A 7,135-nucleotide genomic window follows, 5' to 3' on the forward strand; every position below is an offset into this window, starting at 1 on the left:
CTTGGTTTCAAACTGTATGGATGCGCCGTTTACAGAACCGAAACGAAGAACGGCTTCAGGTTTTCCCCGTTTGAAATCGCGGTCTGTGCGGCGTTTGCCGTATCCAGCGCCTCGCGAATGGTGACGTCCATATCAAGATAGCGGTAAGTCCCGAGTCGACCCACAAAGGTGACATTTTGCGCCGCCTCGGCCAGATCCGCATAGTCCTTCAACAAGGCTTTTTCCTTCACCTGCCGGATCGGGTAATACGGGATGTCGTCGGGGCCCGCTGCGCGCGAGTATTCGCGGTAGCAAACCGAGCCCTGATGGTCTTCCCACGGGGCAAAATGCTTGTGCTCGGTAATGCGGGTGAAGGGCACGTCCTCGTCGCCATAGTTCATGACCGCGCAGCCCTGATAGTCGCCTTCATAGGTGAACCGCTCGAAATCCAAAGTGCGATAGCCCAGCCGACCAAGCTCATAGTCGAAATAGCCATCCAGCGGGCCGGAATAGAACACGTGGTCGAACGCGGCGCCCATTTCGCGATTGAATGTTGTTTCCAGCTGAACCGTGATTGAAGGGTGATCGAGGATACCGGCAATCATGTCGGAATATCCTTCTTCCGGCATTCCTTGAAATCTGTGAAAAAAGTAGTTGTCGTCGTAGTTGAACCGTACCGGCAGACGTTTGAGGATCGAAGCAGGCAGTTCAGAGGGGTGGCAGCCCCATTGCTTGATTGTGTAGCCCCTAAAAAACGCCACATAGAGATCGCGACCGACATAGCGCAGCGCTTGTTCCTCAAAGCTCTGTGGGTCGGTGATCGAAGTATCTGCCTGTTCTTGGGTGATAAAGGCGCGCGCCTCATCCGGGCGCAGGGTGGTGCCGAAGTACTGATTGATCGTGTGCAAATTGACTGGCAGCGAGAACACCCGGCCTTGTGATGTTGTTTTCACCCGGTTCTTATACGGCCGGAATGTCGCAAAGCGATTGACGTAATTCCAGACCTCTTCGTCATCGGTGTGGAAAATATGGGGGCCATAGACATGTACCAGAACGCCTGTTTCTGCGTCGCGATGGGTGTGACAATTGCCGCCGATATGATCGCGGCTGTCCACAACGGTGATCTTGTGACCCCGCTCTGCCAGCGACCGACCGATGACCGCGCCCGAAAGCCCGGCCCCAACCATCAGGAAATGCCGCGTGCTCATTCAGGGCCCTTTCTGTTTTGACGTGATGGTCGTCATGTCCAACGGCTTGGACAATTGCCGGCGCGCGATCTTGAGGATGCCTGATCGGGCTGATCCTCTGTCGCGAAACTCCGACAGAACGGACATCCAGCTTTTGCACATGCGCCAGCCAAGCTGCACCCGCCCCGAGATCGGCTGACCACCCTGCAAGATCCCGGCAAAGACGATGGGCACGGTGCGGCGGGTCAGATCGAACATCTCTTTCAGGACGGCCTCTTCCTGTTCGGAGCTCAGGTTGCCGGTTTCAGCCATGGCTGATTTTAGAGCCTTTCCTACCGGACGGGTGTGGTGCATTGCGATTTCGTCCAGAATGGCGGTTCGGAACGCTCCGGCCTCGGCCCAGCGACACCAGATGTAGTCCAGCCCGTATCCGCTCATTGTACCTTGAAACAGGGGCAGGGCCTTTTTCAAAACATCCCGATGCAGGCACGGGGCCATGATCTCGATATAGTTGATATAGCGCAGCACAAATCCGGGGCATCGGCTAAAAACAAAATGCGAATAGTAGCTGTCGAGTGTCAGTGATGGCTGTGCGATGCGCAATCCATGAGTGCGCATGGCTTGAAACAGGGCGTTCACATCCTGCGCGCTGATGTCCAGATCGTCATCCGGCAACCATATGAAGTCATAGTGGTCCAGATCCCTGTCGGACAGCGTCTTGTATAAGCCATCCCACTTGCCGCCCTTGATCAAAACAGCCTCAACGCCCGGCTGCGGGGTGAAGGCCGCAAAAGCATCGTCCGAGAAATAGCTGACCAGCAAATCGTAGTCGCGCTGCTTTAACGGCAAGTCTTGCCATCTGTGGTGCAACGAGTTGTTGCCCGCCCGGACAACCACGAGGTTTTTTTTCATGCGTGCTTTTGAACCTGACTATCTGCCCGCATCAATGGGGCCAGTCCTTCGATCATGTCCGGGTTCAGAGGGTGACTCAACCGTCCGTGCGTGTATTTCGCCTGATACACCAGGTTACGGACAAATCTATTCAACGGTGAGCCGGGTTTGGCACGGCGGCGACAAGGATCAATATTGCTTTCGCTGTTCTGCCGTTCCGTAATCATTTGCTTGCGCAGGGTCAGAATGGGGACGTTATGTTCCCAATAAAATTTCAAGTCGATATCAATCGGTCTCGAGATGGGCGCTTCGGGCTTCAACAGACGCTGTGCAGCGCGGCGACCCAGAACATAGCCGGTGGTTCTTGGAGGTAATCTGTCTGATAAAACAAGGTGTTGATCTGCAAATGACGTCAGAACCTGAAGGTTATTCCCCGGCACGCCATCTAGTTTGATCATCACGTCCTCAAAACACTCGGGGCAATCTTCGAGAGCGTTCAGGAAAGGCTGTGGGTCAACGATAAAGGTGGCGTCGTCCTCAAGAACCAAGCTGACACACTGATCGGATTCGGCAATTATTTGCCAGATCTTTCGATGCCCCAATGTGCAGGCGACCTCTCCTCGACTAAGAGGCCGCTTGAACTTTATCCGGTTCATATCGGCATCGTACACGCAGCGCAGATCGGCCTCGGCCATCTGATCGCCAGATATCGCGTCACAAAATTCGTGATGCAGCCCGTGTTGCGTAAGCTCACGCTCGCAGAAGCGCCGACGCTCTACATCTTTTGGTAGACTAAGAATGAAAGTCCGGATCGACACAATATGGATTCCAAAAATGCTCTACCGCGTTACTACGTATCTCAATTGGCTAGTACAAGCGCAATTGGCGGCTTGCATTTGCCGGTGCGACAAGAAGGTCAGTCTGGCTGACCGCGATGCAGAAAACAATTTATGCGTGCGCAACGTGATCATCGCTTTGAATATGGTAGTGCGTATATTAACGTGCTCAAGAGTAACACAATTTCGCAGTTTGAACATCGCCAAAATTGGGTAAATACAATTGCGCAGACTTCCGCCGTCGATATCTGCGCTGTGGGCATTTTGCTGCTTGGTAGCTGCCCTTTTCGAGTGCGGTCAGGCAATTTTAGGCAGGTTGTCGAGAGCTTGTAAGACTTGTTTCGCCTATAGACCCCACCTATTTTGACGCGGAACTTGATCGCCCCCGGACGGGGCTAGTCTGTCGCGGTGTATTATCTGCCCTTTTGGCAAACCGGAATATGGGTTATCTGGGCGAGCGCATGGTTTCACGATCTGGAGAATGCAATGATTAAGCGCGCCTGGGATGAATGGCGATCTGGCTATATGGGTCGTCTCATCAGCGAGAGCTTTTTTGCGCAGGGCAGACTGTATGCCGTTGCAATCGTTGCGATGATTGCAGTTGCTGCTACGACCGCAGGGGCGGCTTTCATGATGGAATACATCGTGGACGCCATGACCAGCCCGGAAATGAGAAGCTATGCCTCTTTGATTGCGCTTGGCGTTGTGGGTCTTTTTCTTGCCAAAGCGCTCGCTACCTATGTTCAGGCCATCTATCTGGCGCGGGCTGGCAACCGTATTGTGGCCGCCCAGCAAGACCGGGTGTATCGCAAGCTGCTGCGCCATGGGGTGTCTTTCTTTTCGGCCAATGAATCCTCGGACCTTTTGATGAGGACGACAAATGGAGCTCAGTCGGCGCGGAGACTCATTGATATCCTGGTCACCGGGTTTGTGCGTGATGCTTTGACCCTCGTGGGTCTGGTGATCGTAATGGTTTATCAGCAACCCGTCTTGTCGATCATGTTTTTCCTCGTTGGACCGGTTGCGCTGTATGGCGTGCGCCGCTTGTTGAAAAGCGTACGTTCGATCATGCAGGCCGAGTTCAAATCACTGGCCGAGATCATTCGCGTACTGCAAGAGACATCTGCGGGGATCAAAGTAATCAAGGTCTTTGCGTTGGAAGACCGCATGATTACACGTATGGACACCGCGATCCGCAAGGTGGAGGAGCGTGCAAACGATATCGCCCGGCTACAATCCATCGCCAGCCCGCTGATGGAGTTTCTGGCCGGTTTGGCAGTTGCCGGTGTTCTAATCGTCAGCACGATGGGTATCGCGGGGTCCGAGCCGCCTACTGCAGGTCAATTGATGTCCTTTATCACGGCTCTGTTGATGGCCTATGAGCCGGCTAAGCGCCTCTCAAAGATGCGGGTTCAGATTGAAGCTGCCATGGTTGGTGTCGGTCTTCTGTTTGGCTTGCTGGACCAGGAAGACACGATGCAGGAGAGCCCCGATGCCCATGATTTGCTGGACGGCCCCGGTGAGATTGCACTGCGCAATGTGACGTTTGGCTACAAAGGTACGATACCTGTCATCGAGGACATGAACCTGACTTTCCAGGCGGGCAAGACCACCGCGCTTGTCGGTCAATCCGGTGGCGGAAAATCTACGATTTTCGGTCTGATCATGCGATTTTATGACCCCGATGAAGGACAGGTGGAGATTGATGGCCAGGACCTGCGCCATGCCAGCTACGCGTCTCTGCGGCGCAAGATTTCTTATGTTGGGCAGGATACGTTCCTGTTTTCGGCCTCGGTGATGGACAACCTGCGATGTTCTGCACCAGAGGCCACCGACGAAGAGGTGATTGCGGCGGCGCGGGCTGCACACGCCCACGACTTCATCACGGAGCTGTCCGACGGCTATGACACGCAAGTTGGAGAAAACGGCACGTTTTTGTCCGGAGGCCAGAAACAGCGCATCGCCATCGCCCGTGCGATCCTGCGAAAGGCGGAAATTCTGTTGCTGGACGAAGCCACCAGCGCGTTGGACGCAGAATCCGAATCTCTCGTAAAACAAGCTTTGGATTCTCTGACCGCAGATATGACCGTCGTTGTGATTGCGCACCGTCTTTCCACGATCCTTGAAGCAGACAAGATCATGGTGGTCCAGGATGGAGCCGTTGTTGAGCAAGGCAATCTGGACGAGCTGATGAAACAGAACGGCAGCTTCCGTCGTTTGTTTGACCAGCAGTTCAAGAAAAGCGCGGCTGAACCAGAGGTGGCTGAGTGAATATCGACTGCCGCTGTTTGCACCTGTAGCTTTATGCCCTTACTGTTTTCTCGCCAGCGAACCCGCGATTCCTGACGTCAATCTCGCAAAATGCGTGAATGCTCACGAACGCGTGTCCTCTAGACAACGCTTTGGGTTCGGAGTCTGTGCGGGCTGGCATTGTGATTTGCACCCGACGCTGTTTTGCGTCATGGCGGGAGTGTTGCCTTGTTAATGACAACTTTGGCGTGAAATTACAGCGCTGGTAACGCAGGCCTGAAATATTCTTGAGGTTGTTGATATGACCACTTTTATTCCCGGACCCAGTTCGGCTTCCCCTCTTAGTGCTATTCAGGGTGACGTTGCCTATGGCGATGGGAACCCCAATACCACGACGGTCATTACATATAATTTTGATCAATACCTGGATTCTCAATCCTGGACAGAGTCCCACAAGGCAGATTTCCGCGCGGCGCTGACGGCCATCGAAGCCGTGGCAAACGTACAGTTTGTTGAAGTATCTTCTTGGCTAGAAGCGGATATCTACGAAATCATTGCCCCATCTTCGAGCAGTTTTTTCGGTTCATCGAGCACTCTCGGATATCACTATACGCCGTCTAACTCTCCGTCCGAAGGCGCGTTCAATACAGATTTCTGGACCACAGGGTTGGGCGGGAACGGCGACCCGGGTGGTTTCTTTTTTACCACTTTGTTGCACGAACTTGGTCACGCCTTGGGCCTAGGCCACCCGCATGACACCGGGTTGGGCACAACGGTTCTGAATGGTGTGACTTCGCCCTTCTTTTCGTACGGCGATGGCAACCTGAATCAGGGTGTTTTCACTGTGATGTCGTACAATGATGGCTGGACTCAGGTGAACGGCCAATTGCCGGTGAATGCGACGTATGGCGGATCGACCGGTCTTGGGGCGCTGGATATTGCAGCACTTCAAGCCATGTACGGAGCAAATACCACCTATAATTCCGGTGCCAATACCTATGATCTGGCGTCGTTCAATACCGCCGGTGTTGGATACCAGGCCATTTGGGACACTGGTGGAATAGACACAATTCGACATACTGGTAGCGCCGCCGCCATAATCGACCTGCGCCCTGCGACACTTGACTATAGTCCGTTCGGTGGTGGTGCTATTTCCTATGTCGATGGCGTACAGGGCGGTTTTACTATCGCTTATGGTGTGGTGATCGAAAACGCGTCTGGCGGATCAGGAAGCGATACAATTACTGGCAATGCTGCCGTCAACACTTTGAACGGAAATGGTGGAAACGACATCATTTACTCGCTCTCGGACGGCAGCAACAATAACACGATCAACGGCGGTACAGGCCACGATACCATCTATGTCGCAAACGGGACCGGCCAGGATACGGTTGACGGTGGTGAAGGAAACGACACTGCCATTGTGCAGGACAATAACGGTTCATTCACCGGCGGGACGGGGTTTGACATCGTTCGCTTTATTAGCGGGTTGAATACCTACCTGTTCCAAGAAATTGGCAGCACCTATACGTTCTACAACGTGCTGACACAGACCTCTTTCACAGTGTCCAGCGATGTTGAGCTTTTCGAGTTCTCGAACGGATCGCAATCGTATAATTACGCTGGCATTTCATCGGCCACACAGATTCTAGACATCGAGAACACAGGCACGGTTCTTCAACACGCGTCTCATGGTATTTACCTTCTGGGCGGCGGGAATACCCCAATTGCAATCACTGTGGACAGCGTTGTTGTCGGTGATGAGACGCTGGACGGTTGGAGTGCGATTCAAGCTGAGGCTGCTGGCTCGGGCGGGTATCGTCTTTTGTGGAAAACCGATCAGGGTAATGCGTATTTTGAATGGATCCTGGATGACCAGGGCGTTTATGTTTCGGGTCAAAGTGTGGGCAACGTGGTCGATGTCGAAGCATTCTATAATGTGGACCTCAACGATGACGACACTATCGGCCATGTGACGACTCCGATCGAATC

General features: G+C 53.6%; 5 protein-coding genes. 2 read left to right on the top strand and 3 right to left on the bottom strand.

Annotation, left to right across the window (positions count from 1 at the left end; translation table 11 throughout):
* Positions 1-29: 29 nt before the first annotated feature.
* The 3 genes from glf to GOV79_RS20815 are packed head-to-tail and all read right to left on the bottom strand — an operon-like array spanning position 30 to position 2,875.
* A complete protein-coding gene (gene glf, locus GOV79_RS20805) occupies positions 30-1,187 on the bottom strand; it encodes a UDP-galactopyranose mutase (protein ID WP_170791595.1) in 1,158 nt (385 codons plus the stop codon).
* Positions 1,188-2,078 (bottom strand): hypothetical protein, encoded by an 891-nt coding sequence (locus tag GOV79_RS20810; protein WP_170791596.1) that lies wholly within the window; start codon positions 2,076-2,078, stop codon positions 1,188-1,190.
* Complete coding sequence (locus GOV79_RS20815) at positions 2,075-2,875, bottom strand: glycosyltransferase family 25 protein (protein WP_170791597.1); 801 nt, start codon at positions 2,873-2,875, stop codon at positions 2,075-2,077. The genes GOV79_RS20810 and GOV79_RS20815 overlap by 4 nt, the downstream gene beginning before the upstream one ends.
* A gap of 504 nt (positions 2,876-3,379) precedes the next feature.
* Between GOV79_RS20815 and GOV79_RS20820 the strand changes: the two genes are divergently transcribed.
* Together GOV79_RS20820 and GOV79_RS20825 are read left to right on the top strand one after the other, a co-directional pair.
* Positions 3,380-5,164 (top strand): ABC transporter ATP-binding protein, encoded by a 1,785-nt coding sequence (locus tag GOV79_RS20820; RefSeq protein ID WP_170770664.1) that lies wholly within the window; start codon positions 3,380-3,382, stop codon positions 5,162-5,164.
* A 280-nt stretch (positions 5,165-5,444) separates the two neighbouring features.
* On the top strand, positions 5,445-7,135 hold a 1,691-nt coding region (locus tag GOV79_RS20825; protein ID WP_170791598.1), incomplete at its 3' end, for a matrixin family metalloprotease.

This window comes from Ruegeria lacuscaerulensis, assembly GCF_013034745.1.
Taxonomy (GTDB): domain Bacteria; phylum Pseudomonadota; class Alphaproteobacteria; order Rhodobacterales; family Rhodobacteraceae; genus Ruegeria; species Ruegeria lacuscaerulensis_B.

Coding starts and splice junctions, on each gene's coding strand:
- glf (WP_170791595.1), bottom strand. CDS start 1,187: ATGAGCACGCGGCATTTCCTGATGGTTGGGGCCGGGCTTTCGGGCGCG.
- GOV79_RS20810 (WP_170791596.1), bottom strand. CDS start 2,078: ATGAAAAAAAACCTCGTGGTTGTCCGGGCGGGCAACAACTCGTTGCAC.
- GOV79_RS20820 (WP_170770664.1), top strand. CDS start 3,380: ATGATTAAGCGCGCCTGGGATGAATGGCGATCTGGCTATATGGGTCGT.